Raw genomic sequence first — 2,491 nt, forward strand, 5'->3', positions numbered from 1 at the left:
CGCTGGCGTTCACCGGCGGGCTTTTTGTTGTGTGGGGCTTCCATCTAGTCGAAGCTGAAGAATGGCTCCGTGCGCGGCGGCAGGGCCGGAACGTCGATGTGGTCAGGGTCCAGTCCCATCTTGGCGCGCTCCACCATGACCTCGTAGGACTTCTCGAGGTGGAGCGTGAAGCGTTCCGCATCGAACAGCGGCATGATGCAGGCGTTCTGGCGAATGCGCTGCTTGTAGTCGGCAATGCGCTCCGGGCTGCTCGCGAGCTCGACGGCCATGTCCTCGTAGGCCTTGATGTCGGCGGCGACGAGTTCCGGCAAGCCGATTGCGTTGAGCAGACTCTCGGTGACGCGGGAAGCGAAATTGGTGCCCTTGACCGTCAGGACTGGCAGGCCACCCCAGAGCTGTTCGGAAGTGGTTGTGTGGCCGTTGACCGGGAAGGTGTCGATACCGAGGTCCGCCATCTGCTGGCGATCGATGTGCTCTTCGTAGGATACGCGGGGGCAGAAGATCACTCGCTTCGAATCGATCCCCCTCCTGTTCATATAGTTCCGCAAGTTGGCCTCGGTACGCGGTGACGAAAGCATAAGCCAAAGTACGCTGTTCGGCGTGCGCTTGAGAATGTTGCACCAGACGTCGAGTATGTCCGCGTTGATCTTGCGGTTTGCGTTGAACGAGGCAAAGACGAATGCATCCTCCGGCAAACCGACCTCAGCGCGTGTTGTTGGCCTCGGCTTCGGACGGTTGGCGGGATCATTGGGCTGATAGCTGTCCGGCATGCGCACCAACTTCTCGTAATAGTGCGCTTCACTGCCCTCGGGCAGCACGAAGCGATCGCCGATCGAGTAGTCAAGATCGATGTCCGTTACCGTGCCCGGGAAGCCAAGCCATGTCGCCTGTATTGGCGCCCCGCCATAGTTTAGTATTCTGGACCGTCCGCCGAGTGTGTGCCCCTTGAGATCAATCAGGATGTCGATCTGCCGCTCACGAATGGCTTGTGCGGCTTCTTCATCGGTCATGTCCCGGACGATGCATACTTCGCCCCACTGTGAGCGATCGACAGTGCTGGCCTCATGTTCCAGGTGTTTCTCCGTGGTATGGCAGAAGAGCGTCACCTCGAACTTGTCTCGGTCATGCAGCTCGAGGACGCGGCGCAGCAACTTCATAGTCGCATGCCCAACCCAAAAGTCCGAGGAGAGATAACCGATCCGAATTTTGTCTCCCCATGAATGGGGAACGGCTTTGCGCCGCGCGGCTGCCTCCTTCAGGGGAAGCGAAGGAGTGTGGGAGGCGCGCGCATTGAGCGCCTCGTTGCCACACCAATGGAGGTTGTAGAAAGGGTTGTCGCGTTCCAGGAAGCCCAGGTCGCCCTTTTCGAGCATTCGCTGTACGGATTGAAACTCCCTTGCGACCAAATCGAAATCGCACACCTCGCGCGCGAAAACGAGCAGGAGCAGCCGGAGCGATATGATCTCCGGAAACTTCTTGAAGAGATTGCGGATAAGCGTCTCGTTGGTCGCATCCAGAATGTCGTCGCCGACCATTCGAACGGCGAGGCGCGCATGGTCCGGGTTGCTGCTCTTGGAAATGACGTCGCGGTAGGGACTGACGAGATCTTTTCGGCCCTGCTTCAGATGAATGTTAACAAGCACGCTGGCAAGGTCGACGTCGGACCTAGCGAGAGACATGAGACGAAGTGCGTAAAGCAGGGCCTGCTCCTCGTCGCCGCAAGCAAAATACAGAAGCGCGGCTTCGCGCGTGTAAAGCGACTCCTTGTTGCTGTCGAGTTCGCCCGCCAACGCATAGGCACTTGCCGCCTCCGATTTGAAGCCGAGTTTCAGCAGGTTCTTGGCAAGCAGGACGTACGTTTTTACATCCTTCTGCGTGTTGATGATTTGGTTCAGCGCTTCAAGCGACTTGAGATACTGTCCCTTTTGGTAGTCTTTCGAAGCCGCTGCAAACGAAATATTGGTATTCAAGAGCCCACCCCATTCGGAATTTTGTCGACGAGCGCCAAGGCCACACGCGCGCAGGCCATATTGCGCCTAGTTTTGCTCTATCTAGACACACCAAGCTTGCTTGAAGCCGACGTGTTCCGCTGGGTCGGGCGCCTATGGGTGTTTGGACACCGTTAACCACATCGTGGACCTGACGCCGTTTCATCAGCCGTTTTAATGAGTTGGCAATGAATGGCTGCAAAATTGTTCCCGACATGACGGGTTTGGTTGCTCAAGAGAAACGGCACCGAGTGGCATGAAGCTGGTCCGTCATCGCCGGTATAGAAGTCCGGTATGTCCTCCTTTTGTATTTTGTTTTTGGGGACAGACTTATGACAAGCATTAACACCAACAACTCCGCCATGGCGGCACTCCAGACGCTGCGCAACGTCAACAAGGGCTTGAATAACACGCAGAACGCCGTTTCGTCTGGCCTGCGCGTCGGCAAGGCTGCCGACAACGCTGCCTACTGGTCGATCGCCACGACGATGAAGTCGGACAAC

2 protein-coding genes are annotated in these 2,491 nt (G+C 57.2%); one reads left to right on the top strand and one right to left on the bottom strand.

All coding sequences use genetic code 11. From position 1 onward, the window contains the following. Positions 1-44 precede the first annotated feature (44 nt). Positions 45-1,970, bottom strand: coding sequence for an O-linked N-acetylglucosamine transferase, SPINDLY family protein (locus tag C934_RS0111075; protein WP_018856792.1), 1,926 nt, complete (start codon positions 1,968-1,970; stop codon positions 45-47). A gap of 350 nt (positions 1,971-2,320) precedes the next feature. Here C934_RS0111075 and C934_RS31865 point away from each other — a divergent pair. Next, the coding region (locus C934_RS31865; RefSeq protein ID WP_037089645.1) for a flagellin N-terminal helical domain-containing protein at positions 2,321-2,491 on the top strand (171 nt) is incomplete at its 3' end.

Origin of the sequence: Rhizobium sp. 42MFCr.1 (genome assembly GCF_000377185.1) — a bacterium.
Lineage (GTDB): Bacteria > Pseudomonadota > Alphaproteobacteria > Rhizobiales > Rhizobiaceae > Rhizobium > Rhizobium altiplani.